Source organism: Bradyrhizobium sp. PSBB068, from assembly GCA_016839165.1.
Lineage (GTDB): Bacteria > Pseudomonadota > Alphaproteobacteria > Rhizobiales > Xanthobacteraceae > Bradyrhizobium.
In genome coordinates this window covers 1,973,963-1,995,781 of the sequence record CP069300.1, presented here as the reverse complement: position 1 = coordinate 1,995,781, position 21,819 = coordinate 1,973,963, and the positions used below count along the sequence as shown (strand labels likewise).

At 65.6% G+C, this 21,819-nt stretch carries 23 protein-coding genes; 2 read left to right on the top strand and 21 right to left on the bottom strand.

The genetic code is table 11. The features are described 5' to 3' along the window. Nucleotides 1-38 precede the first annotated feature (38 nt). The 12 genes from paaK to JQ507_09240 form a co-directional block, all read right to left on the bottom strand. Nucleotides 39-1,115: a phenylacetate-CoA oxygenase/reductase subunit PaaK gene (paaK, locus tag JQ507_09295; protein ID QRI71645.1), complete on the bottom strand. Its 1,077-nt coding sequence runs from the start codon at nucleotides 1,113-1,115 to the stop codon at nucleotides 39-41. 2 nt (nucleotides 1,116-1,117) lie between these two features. Further along, on the bottom strand, nucleotides 1,118-1,621 hold the full coding sequence (paaJ, locus tag JQ507_09290; protein QRI71644.1) for a phenylacetate-CoA oxygenase subunit PaaJ: 504 nt from the start codon (nucleotides 1,619-1,621) through the stop codon (nucleotides 1,118-1,120). Further along, a complete protein-coding gene (paaC, locus tag JQ507_09285) occupies nucleotides 1,615-2,391 on the bottom strand; it encodes a phenylacetate-CoA oxygenase subunit PaaC (protein QRI71643.1) in 777 nt (258 codons plus the stop codon). The genes paaJ and paaC overlap by 7 nt, the downstream gene beginning before the upstream one ends. 144 nt (nucleotides 2,392-2,535) lie before the next feature. Continuing rightward, the gene (gene paaB / locus JQ507_09280; GenBank protein QRI71642.1) at nucleotides 2,536-2,823 is read right to left on the bottom strand and encodes a 1,2-phenylacetyl-CoA epoxidase subunit B; all 288 of its coding nucleotides are present in this window, start codon (nucleotides 2,821-2,823) and stop codon (nucleotides 2,536-2,538) included. Between the two features lie 11 nt (nucleotides 2,824-2,834). Next, nucleotides 2,835-3,827, bottom strand: a complete 993-nt coding sequence (gene paaA, locus JQ507_09275) for a 1,2-phenylacetyl-CoA epoxidase subunit A (GenBank protein QRI71641.1) — start codon at nucleotides 3,825-3,827, stop codon at nucleotides 2,835-2,837. Nucleotides 3,828-3,903: 76 nt separating this feature from the next. After that, nucleotides 3,904-4,773 (bottom strand): phenylacetic acid degradation operon negative regulatory protein PaaX, encoded by an 870-nt coding sequence (gene paaX / locus JQ507_09270; protein QRI71640.1) that lies wholly within the window; start codon nucleotides 4,771-4,773, stop codon nucleotides 3,904-3,906. A 221-nt stretch (nucleotides 4,774-4,994) separates the two neighbouring features. Then, a complete protein-coding gene (locus tag JQ507_09265; GenBank protein QRI71639.1) occupies nucleotides 4,995-5,765 on the bottom strand; it encodes an alpha/beta hydrolase in 771 nt (256 codons plus the stop codon). Between the two features lie 210 nt (nucleotides 5,766-5,975). Beyond that, nucleotides 5,976-7,259, bottom strand: coding sequence for a DUF445 family protein (locus JQ507_09260; GenBank protein QRI71638.1), 1,284 nt, complete (start codon nucleotides 7,257-7,259; stop codon nucleotides 5,976-5,978). A 274-nt stretch (nucleotides 7,260-7,533) separates the two neighbouring features. Further along, entirely contained in the window at nucleotides 7,534-8,010 is a 477-nt protein-coding gene (locus tag JQ507_09255) for a phasin (GenBank protein ID QRI71637.1), read from the bottom strand. Between the two features lie 181 nt (nucleotides 8,011-8,191). After that, nucleotides 8,192-8,788, bottom strand: a complete 597-nt coding sequence (locus tag JQ507_09250; GenBank protein QRI71636.1) for a GNAT family N-acetyltransferase — start codon at nucleotides 8,786-8,788, stop codon at nucleotides 8,192-8,194. After that, on the bottom strand, nucleotides 8,785-9,867 hold the full coding sequence (locus JQ507_09245) for an alpha/beta fold hydrolase (protein ID QRI71635.1): 1,083 nt from the start codon (nucleotides 9,865-9,867) through the stop codon (nucleotides 8,785-8,787). The genes JQ507_09250 and JQ507_09245 overlap by 4 nt, the downstream gene beginning before the upstream one ends. After that, complete coding sequence (locus JQ507_09240; protein ID QRI71634.1) at nucleotides 9,864-10,247, bottom strand: hypothetical protein; 384 nt, start codon at nucleotides 10,245-10,247, stop codon at nucleotides 9,864-9,866. Before JQ507_09240 ends, JQ507_09245 begins: the two co-directional genes overlap by 4 nt. Before the next feature lie 172 nt (nucleotides 10,248-10,419). On the opposite strand from JQ507_09240, the gene JQ507_09235 reads away from it, so the two are divergent. Beyond that, nucleotides 10,420-11,346 carry an alpha/beta hydrolase gene (locus JQ507_09235; protein ID QRI71633.1) on the top strand — a complete coding sequence of 309 codons (927 nt, stop codon included), beginning with the start codon at nucleotides 10,420-10,422 and terminating at the stop codon, nucleotides 11,344-11,346. A 105-nt stretch (nucleotides 11,347-11,451) separates the two neighbouring features. Then, the gene (locus JQ507_09230) at nucleotides 11,452-11,916 is read left to right on the top strand and encodes a nuclear transport factor 2 family protein (GenBank protein QRI71632.1); all 465 of its coding nucleotides are present in this window, start codon (nucleotides 11,452-11,454) and stop codon (nucleotides 11,914-11,916) included. 116 nt (nucleotides 11,917-12,032) lie between these two features. Here JQ507_09230 and JQ507_09225 read toward each other — a convergent pair whose 3' ends face one another. From JQ507_09225 to JQ507_09185, 9 genes are all read right to left on the bottom strand, one after another. Beyond that, on the bottom strand, nucleotides 12,033-13,106 hold the full coding sequence (locus JQ507_09225; GenBank protein QRI73266.1) for a branched-chain amino acid ABC transporter permease: 1,074 nt from the start codon (nucleotides 13,104-13,106) through the stop codon (nucleotides 12,033-12,035). Nucleotides 13,107-13,123: 17 nt separating this feature from the next. Beyond that, a complete protein-coding gene (locus JQ507_09220; protein ID QRI71631.1) occupies nucleotides 13,124-13,990 on the bottom strand; it encodes a branched-chain amino acid ABC transporter permease in 867 nt (288 codons plus the stop codon). 7 nt (nucleotides 13,991-13,997) lie between these two features. Further along, entirely contained in the window at nucleotides 13,998-14,702 is a 705-nt protein-coding gene (locus JQ507_09215) for an ABC transporter ATP-binding protein (GenBank protein QRI71630.1), read from the bottom strand. Beyond that, nucleotides 14,699-15,412, bottom strand: a complete 714-nt coding sequence (locus tag JQ507_09210) for an ABC transporter ATP-binding protein (GenBank protein QRI71629.1) — start codon at nucleotides 15,410-15,412, stop codon at nucleotides 14,699-14,701. The genes JQ507_09215 and JQ507_09210 overlap by 4 nt, the downstream gene beginning before the upstream one ends. 85 nt (nucleotides 15,413-15,497) lie before the next feature. Beyond that, a complete protein-coding gene (locus tag JQ507_09205; GenBank protein ID QRI73265.1) occupies nucleotides 15,498-16,799 on the bottom strand; it encodes an ABC transporter substrate-binding protein in 1,302 nt (433 codons plus the stop codon). 106 nt (nucleotides 16,800-16,905) lie between these two features. Further along, nucleotides 16,906-18,690, bottom strand: a complete 1,785-nt coding sequence (locus tag JQ507_09200; GenBank protein ID QRI71628.1) for an FAD-dependent monooxygenase — start codon at nucleotides 18,688-18,690, stop codon at nucleotides 16,906-16,908. A 35-nt stretch (nucleotides 18,691-18,725) separates the two neighbouring features. Further along, nucleotides 18,726-19,628, bottom strand: a complete 903-nt coding sequence (locus JQ507_09195; GenBank protein QRI71627.1) for an intradiol ring-cleavage dioxygenase — start codon at nucleotides 19,626-19,628, stop codon at nucleotides 18,726-18,728. Nucleotides 19,629-19,653: 25 nt separating this feature from the next. After that, nucleotides 19,654-20,778, bottom strand: a complete 1,125-nt coding sequence (locus JQ507_09190) for a maleylacetate reductase (protein QRI71626.1) — start codon at nucleotides 20,776-20,778, stop codon at nucleotides 19,654-19,656. A gap of 134 nt (nucleotides 20,779-20,912) precedes the next feature. Beyond that, complete coding sequence (locus tag JQ507_09185) at nucleotides 20,913-21,800, bottom strand: helix-turn-helix transcriptional regulator (protein ID QRI71625.1); 888 nt, start codon at nucleotides 21,798-21,800, stop codon at nucleotides 20,913-20,915. Nucleotides 21,801-21,819 lie beyond the last annotated feature (19 nt).

Genomic DNA, 21,819 nt, shown 5'->3' with positions numbered 1-21,819 from the left:
TTGGGCGCAACACCTTGGGTGTCAACGCGCCCGTAGAATTAGACGTGGTCGTAGTCGACCACGACCTTGTCCGAACACGGCTTGGCCTGGCAGGTGAGGATGAACCCCGCCTTCAGCTCCCACGGCTCCAGCGAATAGTTCAAATCCATCGGCGCCTCGCCCTCGACCAGCTTGGCGCGGCAGGTCGAGCACATGCCGCCCTTGCAGGCGAACGGCAGGTCCATGCCGGCGCGCAGCGCGGCGTCGAGGATCGACTCGCCGTCGGCCACCGGCACCTCGCGGCGCTTGCCGTCGATGATCAGCCCGGCGATCGCCTTCGGCGGCGCGCCGGCGGGAACGACGACCTTCGGACGCGGCTTGCCGCCGAATTCCGAGACGAAGCGTTCGACATGGATGCGCTCGTCGGCGATGCCGATCTCGCGACAGGTCGTCTCGATGGTTTCGCTCATCGCGGCCGGACCGCAGACGAAGACATGATCGACGGTTGCGGCCGGCACCAGCGAGCGCAGCAGCACCCGCACCTTGTCGCCGTCGAGCCGGCCATGCAGGATCGGGATGTCCTGCTCCTCGCCGGAGATGACGTGGAACACCGAGAGCCGCTGCATGAAGCGGTCCTTCAGCTCCTCCAGCGCCTCGCGGAACATGACGCCTTCGGTCGAACGATTGCCGTAGAACAGGAAGAAGCGGCTGTCCGGCTCTCGCGCCAGCACGCCCTTGATGATGGAGAGGATCGGCGTGATGCCGCTGCCGGCGGCGAAGCCGACATAGGTCCGCGCCTCGCCAGGTGCATGGGCAACACCAAAACGCCCGGTCGGCGTCATCACGTCGAGCTCATCGCCGGCCTTCAACTCGTCGGCCGCCCAGTTCGAGAACGCGCCGCCGTCGACCTTCTTCACCGCGATGCGCAGCTCGCCGTCGTCGGGGCCGGAGCAGATCGAGTAGGAACGGCGGACTTCCTCGCCGTCCATCGTGGTGCGCAAGGTCAGATACTGGCCGGGCGTGAAACGGTAGTCGCCTTGCAGATCGTCGGGGATCGCAAAGGTCATCGAGATGGCGTCCGAGGCCTCGCGGCGCAGATCGCTGACGGACAGACGGTGGAAGCGTGGTGTCGACATGGTCAATGACACTTGAAGTAATCGAAGGGTTCACGGCAGCTCTTGCAACGCCACAGCGCCTTGCAGGAGGTCGAGCCGAATTCGGACAGCAGTTCGGTATCGCCAGAGCCGCATTGCGGGCACGCGACCTGCTGCTCGCCGAACAGCGCACGGCGCGAGGAGCCGGGCTGCGGCGGCGCGATGCCGTATTCTTTCAACTTGCGGCGGCCGTCCTCGCTCATCCAGTCGGTGGTCCAGGCCGGTGACAGCACGGTGCGGACCTTCGGCCGATGGATGCCTTCGCGCTCCAGCGCGAGCTCGATCTCGAGCGCGATCATGTTCATCGCGGGACAGCCGGAATAGGTCGGCGTGATCGCGACCTCGACATGGCCGTCATGGACCGCGACATCGCGCAGCACGCCGAGATCGGCGATCGTCAACACCGGGATTTCGGGGTCAACCACCTGCGCGGCCGCGCTCCAGGCGCGCCGGCGCAAATCGGCATCGCTGAGCGCAACCGTCACCATGTCGCCCCCGGGAAGGTGCGCTGCATCGACTGCAATTCGCTGAGCAGATGGCCGAGATGCTCGCTGTGGCTGCCGACGCGGCCGCCCTGCTGCATCCAGTCGCTGTTCGGCAGTGCCAGCGTCGCCTCGTTGACGATGCCGGTCACGGTCTTCAGCCAGCGCGGCTTCAGCGCCGCCGGGTCGATCGCGATGCCGGCGTCGATCAGGCCGCGCTCGCCGTCGTCGACCGCGAACATCTCGCCGGTATAGGCCCAGAGGTCGTCGATCGCATTCTGCGCGCGGCGATGGCTCTCTTCGGTGCCGTCGCCGAGCCGGACGATCCATTCCGACGAATGCCTGACATGATAGGCGCTCTCCTTCTCCGACTTCGCCGCGATCGCGGCGAGTGTCGGATCGGTGGAGGCCATCATCGCGCGCCAGTAGAGATCGGCGAATGCCGCGTAGAAGAACTGCCGCACCATGGTGCGGGCAAAGTCGCCGTTCGGCTGCTCGACCAGCAGCAGGTTGCGGTACTGCCTGACGTCGCGCAGATAGGCGAACTTGTCCTCGTCGTTGCCGCGGCCTTCGACCTTGGCGGCATAGGTGTAGAGCTCGCGAGCCTGGCCGAGCAGGTCGAGACCCATATTGGCGAGCGCCATATCCTCTTCCATCGCCGGCGCATGGCCGCACCATTCGGACAGCCGATGGCCGAGGATCAGCGCATCATCGGCGCGGCGCAGCGCATAGAGCACCAGGGGTGTTTCGGAGACTTCGATATTGGCGGTTGCCATGCTCTAATCCACCTGCATCCACTTGCTCGACGTCATCCTGAGGAGCCTGCGCAGCAGGCGTCTCGAAGGATGGCCGCGGTTACGATCGGAGTGTCACGGTTCGAGACGGCGCGTACCGCGCCTCCTCACCATGACGGGTGAAATTCACATATGCCCGACTTCGTCGGGAACGTCGTAGAACGTCGGGTGGCGGTAGATCTTGGATTCCGCCGGCTCGAACATCATGCCCTTCTCTGTGGGATCGGACGCGGTGATCGCGTTCGAGGGCACCACCCAGATCGACAACCCCTCGCCGCGGCGGGTGTAGATGTCGCGCGCGGCCTGCAGGGCGAGCGTCGAGTCCGCCGCGTGCAGCGAGCCAACATGCTTGTGCGCGAGGCCGTTGCGGCTGCGGATGAAGACTTCCCAGAGCGGAACGTTCGGCGTGGCCATCTCGGGCTCCCTTATTCAGCGGCTTGCGCGAGCTGGCGGCGCTTGCGCTTCTCGGCATAGGCCGCCGCGGCCTCGCGCACCCAGGCGCCCTCCTCATGCGCCTTGCGGCGCGCGGCGAGACGCTCGCGGTTGCAGGGGCCGTTGCCGGCCAGCACCTGCTTGAACTCGTCCCAGTCGATCGGGCTGTGCACCCAATTGCCGTTCTCGTTCTGCTTCATGCCGGGATCTGGAATCGTGAGCCCGAGGAATTCGGCCTGCGGTACGGTGGCGTCGATGAATTTCTGGCGCAGCTCGTCGTTGGAGAAGCGCTTGATCTTCCACTTGGTCGAGGTGTCGCTGTGCTGGCTGACCTGGTCCGGCGGGCCGAACATCATCAGCACCGGCCACCACCAGCGATCGAGCGCGTTCTGCGCCATCGCCTTCTGCTCGGCGGTGCCGCGGCACAACGTCACCATGATCTCGAAACCCTGGCGCTGGTGGAACGACTCTTCCTTGCAGACGCGGATCATCGCGCGCGCATAGGGGCCGTAGGAGCAGCGGCACAGCGGGATCTGGTTCATGATCGCAGCACCGTCGACCAGCCAGCCGATGGTGCCGATGTCGGCCCAGGTCAGGGTCGGATAATTGAAGATCGAGGAATACTTCGCATTGCCCGCGAGCATCGCGTCGACCAGCTCTTCGCGCGAGGTGCCGAGCGTCTCAGCGGCGGCGTAGAGATAGAGCCCGTGGCCGCATTCGTCCTGCACCTTGGCGAGCAGCGCAGCCTTGCGGCGCAGCGACGGTGCGCGGGTGATCCAGTTGCCCTCAGGGAGCATGCCGACGATTTCGGAGTGGGCGTGTTGGGAAATCTGCCGGGTCAGCGTCTTGCGGTAGGCCGCGGGCATCCAGTCGTTCGGCTCGATGCGCTCGTCGGCATCGATGCGGGCCTGGAACTGAGCGGCACGGGCAACATCCTCGACGCCGCGATCGTCGCCGTCGGATGAGTTGAGCGCCTGCGTGTACATGGCCGACCTCCCGGTGTGTTGTTAGGCGGAAATATATAACACAAATTTCAGAATGCAAGATATTTCTGTAATATGTTCAGATGCCCTCGAAACGCCGCGCCACGGCCCCGTTGGGCTTCGGCAGCGGCCCGTCCTCGTTGGTTGCATGCTCGTCAAGCCATTGTTCCGACGCAGGAAGCAGCCCGCGATAGATCTCGCCGCAGAGTTTGCGCGCTGCCCTGCCCGGCCAATCCTTCGGCAGCAATGGTGCCGGCAACAGCGGATCACGCAGCACGACGCGGCGGTAGTGATGGATCAGCAGGATGCGCGCGGTGAAGGCGTCGGCGTCGCTGAGCGTCTCGCCGCGCGCGATCCAGCCATGCAGCGGCTCGAACGTCTTCATGAACTTCAGATAAGCGTCCGCGGTGCGATCGAGCGGCCAGCTTTCGCTGAGCAGCCGGCGCCCGCTGTCATCCTCCGCGGAGACTTCGAGACGGATCGCGCGCGCCGCTTCATCCGGGATCGGCACGCCCGACGGCGCCACCCACACGCCGGGCAGCGGGCTGCCGAAGCCGGCATTCTTCAGCGCCTCGCGCGCCGCGTCGCGGTCCTCGGCATTGCCGATCAACAACAGCTCGAAGCGGCCGGTCCAGTCCGACGGCGGCGGATCGTAGATGTGCCGGGTTGCGGTATCGAAAGTCTGCCGGCCCCTGGCGTTGAGGCGATAGAAACTGTTGCGGCCGACCTTGCTGCGCTCGAGCCAGCCGTCGGCGGCGAGCCGCGACATCGCTGTGCGCACCACATTGCCGTCGACGTCGAGCGACTTGAAGAATTCGAGCAGCGTGCCGAGCCACACCGCGCCGCCGCGCGGCACGATGGAATCGCCGAACACGGTGATGATGATCGAGCCGGTGCGCGACGGTTCGCGCTTCAGCTGGTCGACGATGCGGGCAAGCGGCTGCGGCATGCCCAACGCATAACGCGTTTTGTCGAGGAACGACAATGCGGGGTCACGGTCTGCTCCCTCGCCCCGCTCTTGCGGGGAGAGGGTTGGGGTGAGGGGCTGCCTCCGAAATAACGGTGAGAGACGACTCGCGCGGAGACTCCCCCTCACCCGGATCGCATCTGCGATGCGATCCGACCTCTCCCCGCACGCGGGGCGAGGTGAAGAGAGGGCCCTCGCAAGATCTAGCGATTGGGATCCGGATAGACGAGGCTGCGCCAGCCGCTGCGATCGAACGGGGCCCACTCGCCGTCCTTCTGCGCGAGGCGATCGGCAACGGCGTAGACCACGGCCGGGTGATGGCCCATGCCGCAATGGCTGCTCTCGACCTCGATGCTGTCGGTCATCGACGAGTTCTGCTCGCGGCAGCCTTGCCAGGCGCAGACGCCGTCAGTGCGGCTGAAAATCGCAGTGGTCGGCACCGGCGGCGCACTGGCGAGCGAGCCGCCGAAACGGGAATCCTCCTCGTCGGCGCGGCGGCCGCTGGCCATCTCGTAGACGCGCCAGGCATTGGTCGACTTCGGACCGGCGGCAAACGGGCTGCCGAGCGTGATCACCTGGCGCACGCGATCCGGCATCATCTTGGCAAGCTGGCGCGCATAGAGGCCGCCGAGGCTCCAGCCGATCAGCGAGACCTTGCGGCCGCTGGTCTCATTCATCTCCTGCAGCAGATCGACCATGCCGTCCTGCACGCCGGAGCGCAGCCCGAGATTGCGGCCCTGGCGCCAGCCGCTGACGGCGTAGCCTTTGCTCTTGAGGAAATCGCGCAGCGGCCGGGTCGACATGTCGGAAGCGATCAGTCCTGGCAGCACCAGCACCGGATGCCCGTCGCCGCGCGGCGCGAGGCTCAACAGCGGCAAGGCACCAAGAAAGGCACCAAGCTCGTGGATGGCGCGGCCTTCCAGAAACATCAGCGTCCTGGACGGCGGGCGTAGCGTCTGCGCAGCAACGGACATTTCAACTCCTCTTCCGACGCCGTCGTGGCGGTCGGCAATGGGATCATCAGGCAAAGGCCTGCAGGGATGGGTCAACAGGATCGACGCAAACCCGGCGGAATCGTTCCGCAACGCAACAATCAACCTTGAAAAGCTAGGGAACCGATCACTTTCGTGCAAGCGGGCCAGATCACACTTGCCACAACTATTGTGACGTCCGTGCCCAATCGGTCACAGCAGCCGCAACACGTATTCCAGGCTGTAAAGCGCGAGCCCGGCAAGCCCGCCGATCAGCGAGCCGTTGAAGCGGATGTATTGCAGGTCCTTGCCGACATTGACCTCGATCAGTGAGATCAATTGCTCCATGTCCCAGCTCTTCATCTGATCGGCGATGAACGTCGAGACGCCGCTCTTCTGCTCGGCGACCACCGTGCGCAGGATTGCGACGAGGCCCTGGTTGATCTCGCCGCGCAGCTCGGCATCGCCGTCGAGCGCATCGCCGGCTTCGACGAACATCCTTGCCAACTGATGCTGCAGCACCTGCGACTCGCCCGAGGCGCTGCGCGCGATGAAGTCCCTGACGTTGGCCCAGATGGTGCGCCCGAGATTGGCGAGCTCCGGCCGCGCCAGCAGGTCGCGCTTGAGGCCGTCGATGCGGTCGGCGAACGCCTTGTCGCTGCCGAGCCGATCGACGAACGACAGCAGCATGCGATCGAATTCGCCGCGGAACGGATGCTGCGGATCGTTGCGCACCTCCTCGAAGAATTTCGTGGCCGAGGCGATGATCCGGTTCACCACGAACTTGTCGGCGCGATAGAGCTTGAGCAGCGTCGGCATCTCCGCGCGGACCTTGTCGCGGATCACCGTCATCGTCTCCTGCTGCGTCAGCGTCTGGTGCAGCGCGCGCAAGAGGTCGTCGAGCAGCCCCTCATGCTTGCCCTCCTGCACGAAGCCGCGCAGCGCGCCGGCGGCAAGCGGCGCGAGATCGACTGAGAGGATCTGCGTCGTGACGCGGCGGCTGATGAACTGCATCAAGCCCGAGTTCTCGGTCGCCGCGAATGCTTCGGGCAGCATCCGCAGCACGAAGCGGGCGAGATCCTCCGAACGTTTGCGGTCGCGCAGCCAGTCGGCGATGAACGTGCCGAAATCGATCTCGCGCAGCTTGGCCTCGACCGGGCCGGCTTCCAGGAAATTGTTCTCGATGAACTCGCCGAGCTTCTCGGCGATGCGTTCCTGATTGCTCTGGATGATCGCGGTGTGCGGGATCGGCAGGCCCAGCGGTCGCTTGAACAGCGCGACGACGGCATACCAGTCGGCAAGCCCGCCGATGGTCGCGGCCTCGGCAAAAGCTGCGACGAAGCCGAAAGCGGGATGCAGCGGCAGCAGCGCCTTCGATGCAATGAAGATGACGAGGGTTGTCGCCAGCACGCCGGTCGCGAGCCACTTCACGCGCCGCAGCTCGGCCGCGCGTTCGGCATCGACGGGCATTGCGACGAGGGTGGCGGGAAGGATCATGAGGACTTTCGAATGTATGCTAGTTTGCGTCCACTCGCACCCCTCAGCTTGCTCAGTGTCATCACCCGCGCAGGCGCAGGCGGGTGATCCAGTATTCCAGAGACGGTGGTGCTTGAGCGGATAGGCCTCGGCGTACTGGGTCGCCCGGTCGAGCCGAGCGACGACACCTGTGGATGAGGACTAGCTTCACATCAGGATGACGACTGTGCGGCAAAAAAGAAGGCCCGCAAAATGGCGGGCCTTCAAAAAGGGCAGTTGGTCAGCGCGAGCGCGATCAGGCGGTCTTGCCGTAGACCTTGGCGAAGTTGTCCTGCGCGGACTTCGCACCGTCGGTGACGAGCTTGCCGAGATACTCCGACGTGGCCTTCGCCCGCGAGACGAACAGTTCGCCACGCGCGCGGACCAGGTCCGACTGGATCTGGGCAGCTTCGCTCAGCGACTTGGCGGACGCGAGCTGGTCGATGCCGGCGAAGAACGCCTCGGCGTCCTGGTAGAGCGCCTGCTGAATGTTGCGGCTGATCTTGGCGGCTTCGGTCACCGAACCGGCAACGGCGGTCTCGATTACGTTGGTCACCTTCTCGGAGCCGGCATACGCGTCGGCGGCGCGGGTCTTGGCGGCCTCGGCCTGCTTCTTCACGAACTCACGGGCGGCCTCCGGAACTTCCAGGTTCTGGAGCTTGGTGAACGCCTCGGTGACGGGCGCGAAGGCTTCCTTGACGCTGTTCAGCACGGAATTGGTTTCGGTGGTCATTGGGGTCTCTCCATCCTCAGGTTTGAGCTATGGGCTCACCCCGTCCGTTTTGGCCCGGGGCAACGGTGTTATGACACACCCCATGGTGCATCGCAACATCGATGTTGCAGCGCGATATCACAAACCTGTGAATGGCACGAATTTCCGGCAGACTGCCTAAAGGGTCGGCGTCAAACGGTCTCTAATTACCTGTAACGGCGTCCGGCAGCCCATATGCTTCCATTTGCGCCCGAACCTGCGCCACATTGTGCCCGAGCACGACGATGTCGTGGGTCTTGCCCTCGACATCCCTGACGTGGTCGCGCAGCAGGGCCTCCGCCTTGAAGCCGAGGCTTTCGAACAGCGTGATCGCCGCCCGCTGATCGACCGTCATCTGCACCGAGAACTTCTCCAGCCCGGCGCCGAGGGCAATCGCGAATGTCTCCTGCGACAACGCCCGGCCGACGCCCTGCCCGCGCACATCTTGTGACACCACCATCCGGATCTCGCCGACATGCGGCGACCAGGAGTGCGGATCGCGCACCAGCGTGCCGCAGCCGACCACCTTGCCATCCTTGATCGCGAGCAGGCTCGTGATGTCGCCGCGCTCGATCTCGTTGATCCAGGCCGACAGCACCTTCGGCTGGCTGATGTTGCGCGGCAGGAACAGCAAGTCATGCGTCGGCAGCTTCTGCGCGAAGGCCAGCACCGCGGCCTCGTCGGCCCGCGTCATCAGCCGGAACTCGATGTCGCCGGCCTCGGTCTTGACGTGGCGCGGATAGGAACGTTGTTCGGTCATGTCGATCTCTTGCCCAACCAGGAGTCCAGTTTCGGCCACAGCCGCTTGATTGCATTGGCGCCGGCGACCAGCGAGACGTGACCGCCTTTCAGCATCACCTCCTCCTTGTCCGCCGAGCCGATCTTGGTGATGAGGTGCTTTGCCGCATCGTACGGCACGATGTGGTCGTGCTCGGCGACCGCGTGCAGGATCGGCACCTTGATGTCAGCGAGCTTCGCCGGGCGGCCGCCGACCGTCATGGTGTCGTTGTAGAGCTTGTTGTCCCACATCAAGTCCTTGGTGATGGCGCGGAAATACTCGCCCGCCAGCGGCAGCGTGTCGGTCGCCCAGCGGTCGAACATCCGGTACGATTTGACGAACTCGTCGTTCCAGATGTTGTCCCAGAGCTGGATCTGGCCAACGACGCGCGCGGCCGGCCGCAGCATGTCGAACGATTGCAGGATCAATTCGGGCGGCATGTTGCCGGTGCTGTCGATCAGGCGGTCGACGTCGAAATAGCGGCGGTCGGCAAAGTTCGAGAACAGCTTCATCTCGCGGAAATCGATCGGCGTCGTGAAGCAGATCAGGTTCTTCATCGGGCCGTCGTTGAAGATCGAGCCATAGAGCAGCGACAGCACGCCGCCGAAGCAATAGCCGATCACCGACACGTCCTTTTCGCCGGAATCCTGCTGCACGCGACGGATCGATTCCGGAATGAAGTCGAGGACGTAGTCCTCCATACGCAGCGACTTCTCCTCGGGCTTCGGCGCGGTCCAGTCCAGCATGTAGACGTCGAAGCCGCGCTTGAGCAGGAATTCGATGAAGCTCTGCCCGGGTACCAGGTCGAGGATGTAGCCGCGGTTGGTGGTCGCCATCACGATCAGCACCGGCACGCGATAGACTTCGTCGGACATCGGGCGGTAGTGATAGAGGTTCATGGTGCCGCGCGAATACAGCACGTCCTTCGGTGTCTCGCCGAGCGTGGGGCCCGAGCTCGAGAAATACTCGACGCCCTTGATGCTGCGCTGGATCGCGCGCTGCACCTCGGACTGGACCCGCTCGGAGATCGAGGCGAAATCAAACGGGGTGGGCGCATTCATTTGCCGTCTCCCTCCGATGGCGGGCGCTTCGTGCGCGGCGGCCGCGGCGTCGCGCCATATCCATCGTCCGGCGCCAGCGAATTGTGATGCACCTGCTGCAGCAGTGTCTTGATCTCGTTGAGCTGGTTCTCCATCGACTGCAGGCGCTCAGCCATGCCGACCAGCTGGGCGCGGCTCGGCAGGTTCATCGCCAGCAGATATTTCTCCATCAGCTCGCCGAGTTGCTTCTGCGCGCCCGCCGCAACGCCGCCGGCCTGGTTCATCACCTTCGAGAATTCAGGCGAGCTCATCAACTGGTTGCCGAAGGAGTTGAACCCCTTCTCCATCTCGCCAATCATCGTCTGCCATATCACGGCAGGGTCGTTGCCCTTGTCGGCCATGTGGCCCTCCTCCACAGCAAGTTCGAGCGCTTGTCGCGCTTCGGTTTGTTCGTGCCATACGACACTGTTGCCGTTGATCGGTCAACTGCGCGGCGCGCCCAGCGACGTCGAGGCTCTTCTGCGCTGCGTCAATCCATGGCATAGAGGTTCCTGACCGCGCCATCAGCAGGGGATGCCAGTGACCACGCTCGCCCATCAGCCGCCGCAGCTCGCCCGCGCCAACAACATCGACATCTGCTACGAGGTTTTCGGCGATGCGAATGCCGAGCCGCTGCTGCTGATCATGGGCCTCGGCGCCCAGATGATCCATTGGGACGACGAGTTCTGCCGCCAGCTCGCCGCGCGCGGTTTTCGCGTGATCCGATTTGACAACAGGGATATCGGGAAATCCTCCCGACTGAGCGGCGGCAAGCGGCTGACCGCGCTCGAGCTCATCAAGCTGCGCTTCCTGAAGATCCCGGTCGCGGCGCCCTACAAACTGGCCGACATGGCACGGGACACGATCGGGCTGATGGACGCGCTCGGCATCCGCAAGGCGCATCTGGTCGGCGCCTCAATGGGCGGCATGATCGCGCAGGAGGTTGCGATCACCTTTCCCGAGCGCGTGCTGTCGCTGACCTCGATCATGTCGACCACGGGCAATCCAAAGATCCCCGGCCCGACCCGCGAGGCGACCGCCGTGCTGATGGCGCCGCCGCCGAAAAGCAAGGAAGAGTATTTCGTCCGCTACGGCCAGACCTGGAAGGTGCTGCGCAACGGCTCCTTCCCCGAAGACGAGGCGCTCGATCCCGAACGCGCGCGGCGCACCTTCGAGCGCGGCCTCAACCCGGAAGGCGTCGGCCGCCAGCTCCGCGCCATCCTCGCCTCCGGCAGCCGCAAGGAGCGACTGCGCAGCGTCAAGGCGCCGACGCTCGTGATCCACGGCACCATCGATCCGCTGGTGCATCCGGAAGGCGGCAAGGATACCGCGGTCTCGATCCCGGGCGCAAAGCTGCTGATGATCGAAGGCATGGGCCATGCGCTGCCGATCCCGATGTGGCCAGAGATCATCGACGCCATCGACAAGCACGCGCATGGCGCCGCGGCGAAGGCGGCATAGGGCCGGTATCTGCGGGTAACCATGTGAGCCGGGAGTGCGTTCTTCCGGGCACGGCACGGACGCTGTAGAGAGCGCTATCCATCGCTCAGCCTCGGGAGCTACCAGATGAAGACCCTTCTCCGGCCACGGACAGCCGTCGCCGCTCTCTTCCTCGCGCTTGCGTCTTCCTCCGCGATGGCGGCCACCAGCGAGGCGCAGCAGGAAGCCAACCGGAAAGCCGTGCTGGCGTTCTACGACAAAGGGCTGAACCAGAAGGACGCCGATGCTGCGCTCGCCTATGTCGGCAACCGCTATGTGCAGCACAATCCCGGCGCGGCCGACGGCCCCGACGGCTTCCGCAAGTTCATCGGCTTCCTGCGCGAGAAGTTTCCGAACTCGCACAGCGAGATCAAGCGTTCGTTCGTCGACGGCGACTACGTGATCCTGCACGTCCACGCCGTGCGCGAGCCCGGCACCCGCGGCAACGCGATCATCGACATCTTCAAGCTCGAGGACGGCAAGATCGTCGAGCATTGGGATGTGGTGCAGCCGATCCCAGAAAATCCGGCGAACAACAACACGATGTTCTGAGCGCAACGGCGCGATAAGATCAGTTTGAATCGGATCGGCAGCGGAGGTTCACCTCTCCCTTGGGAGAGGTGAAGCAAGCACGTAGCCAACGAGATCCGATCTAAGCCCACCATACGCTAGCGGCTGCGGCCGAGCCAGCGTTGTGTCGGAAACAGCTGCAATTGCCAGCGCCGCGCCGCCGCGCCCCACACGCCCCGCGGCATGAACAGCATGATCAGGATGGCGAGCGTGCCGAGCACGACCAGATATAGGCTGCCGTACTGCGCTAGCCAGGTGACCAGCCCCCACAGCAGCAGCACGCCGACCATCGGGCCCTCGATGGTGCGCACGCCACCGATCACGACGATGAAGATCACGTATGCGGTCCAGTCGGTGACGCTGAAGGCGGCATCCGGCGAAATCCGCGCCTTCTGCAGATAGACCACGGCGCCGACCATGCCGCTGGCGAACGCGACCGCGATCCATAGCATATGGCGGATCCGCGCGGTGCGGACGCCGACGCTGCGCGCCGCCGCTGCATTGTCGCGGCTGGCCGCCAGCGCGAGGCCATGGCGCGAGCGGATGAAAGCGTAGATGCCGAGCGTGACCAGCACGCAGAGCAAGAGCGCAAGCCAGTAGACCAGCACGTCGCGCGCGGCGGCCGGACGCAGGCCGAGCAGCGCCTGCACCGCCTTCAGCCCGACCATCTGCGACAGTTCGCCCGGCGAGATCGACATTCCGGTGCCGCCGCCGAGCGACTTGAACTGGGCGCAGATCAGCCGCAGCGCCTCGGCGGCCACCCAGCTGCCGATCGCAAAGTATGGGCCCTCGAGCCGGAACAGCAAGGGCCCGAGCATCGCGGCGATCAGCGCCGCGAACAACCCGGCCAGCGGGATCGCCGCCACGGGATCGAGCCCGGCCATCACGATGCCGGCGAACAGCGCATAGGCACCGAGCCCGACAAAGGCCTGCTGGCCGACCGACACTAGGCCGCCCCACCCGGCCAGCACGTTCCAGAGCTGCGCCAATGTCAGCATGGTGAGGACGAAGATCAGATCCTGGATCAAATTGCGCGAGGCGATCGCCGGCAACACGGCAAGCACCGCGACCAGCACGATGCCGGCCACGGCCGCGATGCGCGACAGCCGCGTGCCGACCTGGATTTGCCACACCGGCACATCGGCCGCGTGCTGCTCCCGGCTTGCCGGCATGTCGATGCTTCCGACGCTCATGTCCGCCTCGCCGGGAAGAGACCGCGCGGCCGCACCATCAGCACGGCCAAGAAGGTGAGATGGCCGGCCAGGATCTGCCATTCCGGATTGATCCGGCCCCCGATCGCCTGAGCCAGCCCGAGCACGATACCGCCCGCCAGCGTGCCCCACAGGCTGCCGAGGCCGCCGATGATCACGGCCTCGAACGCATAGAGCAGCCGCGCCGGCCCGATCGACGGATCGAAACTGGCACGGATGCCGAACACGACAGCGGCGATCACCGAGACCGCGAGCGAGAGCCCGACCGCAATCGCATAGACGTTGCGCTCGTTGACGCCCATCAATTGCGCGATCGCGGGATTGTCGGCGGTGGCGCGGAAGGCACGGCCGAGCCAGGTGCGATAGAAGATCAGCTGAAGCAGCGCGACGGCGGCGATCGCCGTCACCAGCGCCGTCAGCGGCGCGAGGCCGACGCTGAGACCCGGGGCCAGCGTCACCGACGAGGATTCGAAGGCGCCGGCCTGCAGGCGGCGGCTGTCTGCGCCATAGCCGAGCAACAGCCCGTTCTGGATCACGATCGACAGGCCGAAGGTGACGAGCAGCGGCGGCAAGATGTCGTCGCCGAGCACGCGCTCCAAGACCAGCCGCTGCAGCACGAAGCCGAGCACGAACATCGCGGCAACGACCAGCAGGGATGCGGTTACAAGCGGCAGGCCGAGCGCGGTGGTGGCGCTGAGCACCAGATAGGCTGCAAGCAGGATCAGATCGCCGTGCGCCAGATTAACCAGGCGCATGATGCCGAAGATCAGCGACAGGCCGAGCGCGAACAGCGCATAGACGCCGCCGAGCAGCACGCCTTCGATGATGGTGTCTAGTCCGCTCATCGCTCCCTCATGCTCCGAAATAGGCCGCGCGGATCGTGTCCTGATCCACATCGTCAGGCTTTCCGCTCAAGGTCACCCGCCCCTCCTGCAAGCAATAGAAGCGATCTGCCGCCCGCAACGCGCGGGCGATGTCCTGCTCGACCAGCACGACCGCGGTGCCGCCGGAGCGGATCTGCGGCAGCATCCGGTAGATGTCCTCCACCACGATCGGCGCGAGGCCGAGGCTGATCTCGTCGCACAGCAGGACCTGTGGGTTCGACATCAGCGCGCGGCCGATCGCCACCATCTGCTGCTGGCCGCCGGACAGCGCCGTGACGGCGCCGCGCCGGCGCTCCCTGAGCACCGGGAATATCCGATAGACCGCCGCAAGATCCCACGGTGCGGTGCGCTCGCCGCCATAGGCGCCGATCAGGAGGTTCTCCTCGACGCTGAGCGAAGGAAACAGCTGCCGGCCCTCCGGGACCAGCGCAAGCCCGAGCCGCACGATGCTGGCCGCAGACGCATCGCCGATCGCGCGTCCCTTGAGATGAATGGCATCGGGGCGGTTCTTCACGAGTCCCGCCAGCGACTTCAGCATGGTCGACTTGCCGGCGCCGTTGGCGCCGATCACCGCGACCGCCTCGCCCTCCTTCAGTTCGAAATCGATGCCGAACAGCGCCTGGAAGTCACCGTAGAACGCATCGAGCGCGGAGACATTGAGCAGCGCGGTCATGCCGGCACGCCCATGTAGATGGTCTCGACCTCGCGCGAGCGCATCACCTCGGCGGGCACGCCTTGCGCAACGACCTTGCCGAAATTGAGCACGACCAGCCGCTGCACCACCGCGAGCAGCGCGTGCACCACATGCTCGATCCAGATGATGGCGACACCCTCGGCATGAATGGTTCTGATGGTCTCGACCAGCTCATGGCATTCGGCATCGGTGAGCCCGCCTGCGATCTCGTCGAGCAGCAGCGTGCGCGGCCTGGTGGCGAGCGCCCGCGCGAGCTCGAGCCGCTTGCGATCGAGCAGCGGCAGGCTGCCGGCGAGCCGGTTGGCCTTGGCTTCGAGGCCGGTCAGATCAAGCATGCGGCCGCAATGCTGGACCGCATCGGCCTCCGACAGACCGCCGCCGAACTGGGCGGCAACGGCCAGATTCTCGAACACCGAGAGGTGGTCGAACGGCTGCGGGATCTGGAACGAGCGCCCGATGCCTGTGCGACAGCGCGCCTCCGGAGAGAGATGCGTGATGTCGGCGCCATCGAGGACGATGCGGCCGGCCTCCGGCCGCAGCAGGCCGGTGATCAGGTTGAACAGCGTCGACTTGCCGGCGCCGTTCGGCCCGATCACGCCGAGCGCCTCGCCGGACGCAAGGGTCAGGTCGATGGCATCGGCAACCACGATGGCGCCGAACCTCTTCGAGACGGAATGGAGTTCGAGCATGTTTGCTCACCGCATGGATTCGCTGGGAGAAGATGCGCGGCCGTGCCTCGCATCCTCGATCGACAATCTGCCTGCGACGCGCTCGCTAGCTCAGCGCCTGCATGTCGCCGCCGAGCGGGATTTGCGGCGCCAGTCTGTTGTCGGTGATCACCATGTCGTATTTGTCGCCATTGAGCCGCCATTGGCCGCCGACCAGCGGCGTCTTGGCGATGTTCTTGGCCGCGAATGGCGGCACCGCGCTGGAACCGAACGCGACCTGGCCCACGATGGTGTCCAACTTTGTGGCTCCGATCGCCTTTGCCAGCGCGGCGCCGTCGCTCGGATCGCCGGAGCGCTTGATCGCGTCGATCGCGACCTCGAACAGCGAATGCACGAAGCCGATCGGCTGGGTCCATTGCTTGCCGGAGGCCTGCTCATAGCCCTTGGCGAGATCGGCCGCGCTGACGCCGCTGAGGCTCGACTTGTAGGGATGCGTCGGCGTCCACCACACCTCGGTCGAGATGTTGTTGCCGCCCTTGCCGAGCGCCTGCACAGAAGCAGGAAACAGCAGCGCCTTGGCGACCGAGACGACCTTCGGCTTCAGTCCCTTCTGCCGCGACTGGTTCCAGAAGGTGGTGAAGTCGGGCGGGATGATCACGCCGGTGATGATCTCGGCATCGGCGCCACGGAACGCGGCGATCTGCGAGGAGAAATCGTCGGTGAGGTTCTGGAAGCGGCCGGGATCGGTCAGCTTGAAGCCCTGCTTGGCGAGCACTGGCGGGAAGCCGATCGCGGTGTCGCCCCAGGCGTTGCCGTCGGCATCGTTCGGGAACAGCGCGCCGACCGATTTGTTGGTCGCGACCTGGCTCCACATGCTGGTGAAGACGCCGATCACGTCCTCCAGACCCCAGAAATAGTGGAAAGTGTAGTCGAACGGCTTCCAGCTCTTGGGATCGCCGGGATTGGCCTGGCGGCCGATGAAATTGGTCTGCCACGGCGCCACGGAGGAGATGCACGGCACCTGCTCGAGCTCGCATTGCGTCGCCACCGGATTGTTGGTTTCGGGTGTCGCGCCGACCACGATCAGGCCGACATTGTCGCGGGTGATCAGCTCCTTGGCGACTTCGGCGGCGCGGTTCGGATTCGACTGGCTGTCCTTGGTCACCACCTCGACCGGATAGATCTGCGATCCAACCTTGACGCCATCCTTGATGAACTTGCGGAATTCACCCAGCACGAAATCGTCGGCCTCGGCGAAGGCCGCCAGCGGCCCGCTCTTCGGCGAGACATAGCCGATCTTGATCGGCTTGTTGGCCGCCCGCACGGCCGGCGCGAACAACGTCGTGCTGCCTGCGGCGGCGAAGCCTCCGGCGATGCCCTGCAGCACGCGGCGGCGATCGAAGGACATTGTGCTCAACTGATCCTTGCTCATTTTCCCCTCCCTTGAGGCAAGCCGGTCGAAAGCCGGCTGCCGTTCCATTCGTTCTGAAAAGAGTCGCCGGCGTCGCGCCGCATCACGCGGCGGCGACGGACTTCGCTTGCGCGCTGCGACCGAGGATCCGGCCGAACACGTCGAGCAGCACATCGCTGGCGTCAGTTGCGGACTCCTTGGCGCGCCAGGCGACATACATGTCGGGACGCACCAGCACGCAGCCGTCCTCGTCCACCTCGCTCTGGCGATACCAGTCGGCATAGATGTCGAGCGCATCGCAGCCCTGCGGGCCGATCGTCACCACATCGACCGGCAGGCCATAGGCCTTCTCGACCGCGGCCGCGGCCGTCTTCCAGCCATCGCCGCCGATCCCGGTGAGCAGCGTGAAGCGGCCCTTGCCGGTGAGATCGAGCGTCGACTTGCGCTCGCCGTGATGCTCGACCCAGACATGCGGCAGATGCGCGCCGGGCCAGGTGGTCGCCTGATAGTAGAGCTCGTGATCCCGGGTGAAGGCCGGCATCGGCGTGCCGTCGGATACGACCGCGGTCGACCCGTAGCGCTGATTCAGCTCGACGCCGTGGCAGTTGAACTCGTAGCTCTTGTTGGCGATCGCCTCGTAGAGCTTCTTGCGCCGCGCCTTGCCCTCGGCGGTCGGTGCCTTGCGCGCGGCGATTGCCTTGCGTGCTTCGGCCGGATCGGTCGAGGCGACGAGCCCCACCGCCTCGAAGATCGGCGGGAAGTCGCCGATGCTCTTGTTGGCGCGGGTCACGATCTGCTTGCCGACCGGCTGCCGTTCGGCCGAATAGGTCTCGAGCAGCGACGGCGCGGCGTGGCCCTCCAGCACCAGCTTCAGCTTCCAGCAGAGATTGTAGGCATCCTGGATCGAGGTGTTGGAGCCGAGGCCGTTGGTCGGCGGATGGCGGTGCACGGCGTCGCCGACGCAGAACACCCGGCCAGACGAATAGTGGCCGGCATACATCTCGTTCACGGTCCAGGTCGAGGTCGAGCGGACCTTGACCGCGAGCGTCTCGTCGCCGACCAGATTGCGCACGATCGAGATCGCCTCGTCATTAGAGAGCTTGCGCTCGCCCTGCTCGATGTCGTAGCCCCAGATGATCAGCCATTCGTTCCACGGCCGCACCATGCGGATCAGGCCAGCGCCGATGCCGCCGATCTCGGCACCCGGCTGCAGCACCCAGTACAGCACGCTCGGGCGGTGCGCGACGTACTTGCTCAAATCCGCCTGCACGATGATGTTCATACTGCCGGCGCGGCCCATCTGGCCCTCCATCGGCAGTCCGATCACCTCGGCAACCCGGCTGCGGCCGCCGTCGGCGCCGATCAGATATTTGGCGCGGATCTGATAGGTCTCGCCGGACAGACGATCCTTCACCGTCGCGGTGACGCCGTCGGCATCCTGCACCAGGTCGACGAACTCGGTGTTGAAGCACAGCGAGGTGCCGCGCTGGCCGGCCGCCTCGATCAGGATCGGCTCGAGGAAATTCTGCGGCAGGTCGCAGATGCGGGCGGGACTGGCGAGATCGTAATCCGCCTTGCGCGAGGGATGGTTGCCCCAGGAATAGAGCCGGCCGAACTCCTCGCCGGCGAGGCTCTCGCAGAACACGTTGTTGGCCATCAGGTGCTGCGGCACCGCCTGCGCCACCGCCTTCTCCTCCAGGCCGAGATCGCGCAGCACCTCCATCGCACGCTGGTTGGTGATGTGGGCGCGCGGCGTGTCGGCCAGCCAGCCATATTTCGTCACCAGGATGTGCTTGACGCCGTACATGCCGAGCAGCGCCGCCGCCGTCGCGCCGGCCGGGCCGCTGCCGACGATGAGCACGTCGGTCTCAACAGGTTTGCTGGTCATGGTCCTCTCCTTGGTCGTGTTGTCGGTTGTGATCGTTATTCCGCGGCCATCATCGGCTGCGGCACCAGGCCGGCGCCCGGCTTCATCTGGAAGTCGTAGGTCATCAGGTGCCAGGGGCCTGCGACCCGCTCGCCGTTCGGCAACACCGGCTCGCTTTTCGGCTCGACCCGCGCGACGAGTTCGTCCTTGACGCCGAACACCACGTCGCTGCGCAGGTATTCGTCGCCATCGAGGAACACGTGGGTGATCAGCGGCTCATAGCCATCGGCCTTGACCAGGAAATGCACATGCGCCGGCCGCATCGGATGCCGTTTCGTCGCGGTGATCAGATCGCCGACCGGGCCATCGGTCGGGATCGGATAGCTGCACGGCAGGATGGTGCGGAACGAAAAGCGGCCGTCGGCATCGGTGACGAAGCGCGCGCGCAGCGACGGACCATGCGCGGCGTAATCAGCCTTCTGCGAATCGTAGAAGCCGTCATCGTCGGCATGCCAGACGTCGATCTCGGCGCCGGCGAGCGGCTTGCCGGCCAGATCCGTGACGCGGCTCTGCACGAACATCACTTCGCCGTCGATCCCGTCGGAGATGTCGGCGCCGTGCGGCGTGACGCGGTGCTCGCCGACATAGAACGGACCGAGCACCGTGGTCTCGGTCGCGCCCTCGCGCTCGCGATGGTTGACCGCGTCGACCAGCATCGAGACGCCGAGCACGTCGGACAGCAGGATGAACTCCTGGCGCAGCGGCGTGCAGGTCTGACCGGTGCGGGTCAGGAACTCAATCGCCTGATTCCATTCCTCGAAGGTGAGCTCGGTGCGACGCACCAAATCGTGCAGCGACTTCACCGTCTCCTCGATGAGGAATTTCAGTCGCTTGTTCGGCGTGTCGGCGAAGCTGCGGATCACCTCGTCGGTGAGGTCATGCTCGTTGAAGTTAGCCATCGTGTTGTCCTTTGATCTCGAGAGGTCAGTGCCGCGCGGGCGCGTCGCCGCGCCAGGCCGCAGCGATCAGGTCCTGGATCGCGACGCGCTCCACAGGTCTTGGATTGGCATAGGGGCTGCGCACCGCCATCTCGGCGGCACGCGCGATGCCGTCCTCAGGCATTCCGATGTCGGCCAGCCGGCGCGGCAGCGCGAGCCGCTGCGCGAGATCGAACAGCCCTTGCGGCGCATCATCCGTGCGCAACGCGCGCGCAATCCGGGTCATCGCTTCCGGCGCCGCAGCGGCGTTGTAGGCGGCCGCATGCGGCAGCACGATCGCATGGGTTTCGGCATGGGGCAGGTTGAACATGCCGCCCAGCACGTGACAGAGCTTGTGATGCAGCGACATCCCGACCGCGCCGAGGCAGACGCCGCACAGCCAGGCGCCGTAGAGCGCGTCGCGCCGCGCGCCCGCATCGGCGGGCGCAGCCACGATGCGCGGCAGCGCGCGGGCGAGCGCGGCGGTGCCGTCCTCCGCCATCAGCGAGGTCAATGGGTTGGCGTCGGGCGCATAGAGTGCCTCGACCGCGTGAGCGATCGCATTCAAGCCGCTGGCGGCGGAGACATGCGGCGGCAGGCTGACGGTGAGATCGACGTCGTAGATCACGGCGTCCGGCACCAGATCCTGGGAGTGCTGCGTGGTCTTGATGCCGTTCGTGGTCTCACCGAGGATCGGGGTCATCTCCGAGCCGGCATAGGTGGTCGGGACCGCCAGATGCGGCAGCCCGGTGCGCAGCGACAGCGCCTTGCCGAGCCCGACCGTCGAGCCGCCGCCGATCGCGACCAGCCCGTCGATGTCGCGGGATTCCACGATGCGAAGCGCTTCGTTGGTGACCTCGACCGGCGTATGCATCCGCGCGCCGGCAAACAGTCCTGCGAGCCGGTCGCCGAGGCCCGCGCCGAGCCGGTGTCCGAGGTCCTGCTGCTCGGGGGTGGTCAACACCAGCGCCCGCTTGATGCCGAGGCGCTCAGCTTCCTCGCCGAGCCGCGCCGCGGTGCCGGCGCCGAACAGCACGCGATATTGCTGCGAGCAATAGGCAAAGGTGCCGCTGCCGGCATTTCCGGCCGCCGCGATCGGCGGGCGTGCGGCATCGGGCGCTGCGATGCTCATGGCATTTCTCCCAGCCGGCGGACCGGCACATTTCGCTTTGTTGGGAGAAAGCTAGCGGCAGGCGGCGGTCGCGGGCCTGCACGAAACCGGACAGAATCTGCACAAAACCGGAAAAATCGTCAGCCGGGCTACGGCTAGTGGCTGCGCCGGTACCTGCCCGGCGTCACGCCGGTGAAGCGGCGGAACATGCGTGTAAAATGCTCCTGATGGGAGAAGCCGCAGGCCAGCGCGATGTCGGCGAGGCTCTGCGTCTCGTCGGCAAGCAGCGCCCTGGCGCGCTCGATGCGCAGATTGAGCACGTATTGATAGGGCGAGACGCCGCTGGTCGCCTTGAACAGGCGCACGAAATATTCGGTGCTGCGGCCGCACAACTCGGCCAGCTGGTCGAGCCGGATATCGGTGTCGAGATTGGCGTCGACGAACTCGCGGATGCGCGCCATCTGCCTGTTGCTCAGCAGGTTCGGATGCTTGCCGGCCTCCACGCTCGGCTTGTGGAAATTGATCGCGACGAAGCGATTGGCGATCGCCTGCGCGATCGGATCGACGAACAGCGACGAGGCCGGCAGGCCGCCGGTGATGGTCTCGCCGATCGCCGCGGCAAGATGCTCCAGCACGGCGTCCTGATTGCCGAGCATCGGGGCCAGCCCACCGATCAGGTTCGCAGCCCCGTCCCGGCCGGCGAACAGGTCGGAGCGCAGATAGATGTGGGTGGATTCCAGCGCTTCACGCAGCACCACGTTGCAGGTGTGCCCGGCCGGCAGGAAGAACACGCCGCCGCGCGGAATCTGCCGGGCAACCGACTTGCCGTCCATTACATAGGTGATGTCGACCGGACCGCCCCGATGCAACACCATCAGATTGTCGGACAGCGCGTGGAAGTGCCCGTCGAACGGCCGTTCACGCTGCACCGAGGCATAGGCCGACGACCAGCCGAGCCCTTCGCTCGAACCACGGAATTCGGCCTGGAAGCGGTTCAGGATCCCGTGCGTCTCCTGCACCCCAAAATTCGACGTCGCCTGCATCCGGGAGTCCAAGGGCTCG

Excerpts from the sequence above, each read along its gene's own strand:
- JQ507_09240 (QRI71634.1), bottom strand. The coding sequence starts at position 10,247 with ATGGCCGACAAGGGCAACGACCCTGCCGTGATATGGCAGACGATGATT.
- paaK (QRI71645.1), bottom strand. The coding sequence starts at position 1,115 with ATGTCGACACCACGCTTCCACCGTCTGTCCGTCAGCGATCTGCGCCGC.
- JQ507_09185 (QRI71625.1), bottom strand. The coding sequence starts at position 21,800 with ATGCAGGCGACGTCGAATTTTGGGGTGCAGGAGACGCACGGGATCCTG.
- JQ507_09260 (QRI71638.1), bottom strand. The coding sequence starts at position 7,259 with ATGATCCTTCCCGCCACCCTCGTCGCAATGCCCGTCGATGCCGAACGC.
- paaB (QRI71642.1), bottom strand. The coding sequence starts at position 2,823 with ATGGCCACGCCGAACGTTCCGCTCTGGGAAGTCTTCATCCGCAGCCGC.
- JQ507_09210 (QRI71629.1), bottom strand. The coding sequence starts at position 15,412 with ATGCTCGAACTCCATTCCGTCTCGAAGAGGTTCGGCGCCATCGTGGTT.
- paaA (QRI71641.1), bottom strand. The coding sequence starts at position 3,827 with ATGTACACGCAGGCGCTCAACTCATCCGACGGCGACGATCGCGGCGTC.
- JQ507_09230 (QRI71632.1), top strand. The coding sequence starts at position 11,452 with ATGAAGACCCTTCTCCGGCCACGGACAGCCGTCGCCGCTCTCTTCCTC.
- JQ507_09190 (QRI71626.1), bottom strand. The coding sequence starts at position 20,778 with ATGAGCATCGCAGCGCCCGATGCCGCACGCCCGCCGATCGCGGCGGCC.
- JQ507_09255 (QRI71637.1), bottom strand. The coding sequence starts at position 8,010 with ATGACCACCGAAACCAATTCCGTGCTGAACAGCGTCAAGGAAGCCTTC.
- JQ507_09265 (QRI71639.1), bottom strand. The coding sequence starts at position 5,765 with ATGTCCGTTGCTGCGCAGACGCTACGCCCGCCGTCCAGGACGCTGATG.
- JQ507_09245 (QRI71635.1), bottom strand. The coding sequence starts at position 9,867 with ATGAATGCGCCCACCCCGTTTGATTTCGCCTCGATCTCCGAGCGGGTC.
- JQ507_09250 (QRI71636.1), bottom strand. The coding sequence starts at position 8,788 with ATGACCGAACAACGTTCCTATCCGCGCCACGTCAAGACCGAGGCCGGC.
- JQ507_09220 (QRI71631.1), bottom strand. The coding sequence starts at position 13,990 with ATGAGCGGACTAGACACCATCATCGAAGGCGTGCTGCTCGGCGGCGTC.
- paaJ (QRI71644.1), bottom strand. The coding sequence starts at position 1,621 with ATGGTGACGGTTGCGCTCAGCGATGCCGATTTGCGCCGGCGCGCCTGG.
- JQ507_09225 (QRI73266.1), bottom strand. The coding sequence starts at position 13,106 with ATGCCGGCAAGCCGGGAGCAGCACGCGGCCGATGTGCCGGTGTGGCAA.
- paaC (QRI71643.1), bottom strand. The coding sequence starts at position 2,391 with ATGGCAACCGCCAATATCGAAGTCTCCGAAACACCCCTGGTGCTCTAT.
- JQ507_09195 (QRI71627.1), bottom strand. The coding sequence starts at position 19,628 with ATGGCTAACTTCAACGAGCATGACCTCACCGACGAGGTGATCCGCAGC.
- paaX (QRI71640.1), bottom strand. The coding sequence starts at position 4,773 with ATGCCGCAGCCGCTTGCCCGCATCGTCGACCAGCTGAAGCGCGAACCG.
- JQ507_09205 (QRI73265.1), bottom strand. The coding sequence starts at position 16,799 with ATGTCCTTCGATCGCCGCCGCGTGCTGCAGGGCATCGCCGGAGGCTTC.
- JQ507_09235 (QRI71633.1), top strand. The coding sequence starts at position 10,420 with ATGCCAGTGACCACGCTCGCCCATCAGCCGCCGCAGCTCGCCCGCGCC.
- JQ507_09215 (QRI71630.1), bottom strand. The coding sequence starts at position 14,702 with ATGACCGCGCTGCTCAATGTCTCCGCGCTCGATGCGTTCTACGGTGAC.
- JQ507_09200 (QRI71628.1), bottom strand. The coding sequence starts at position 18,690 with ATGACCAGCAAACCTGTTGAGACCGACGTGCTCATCGTCGGCAGCGGC.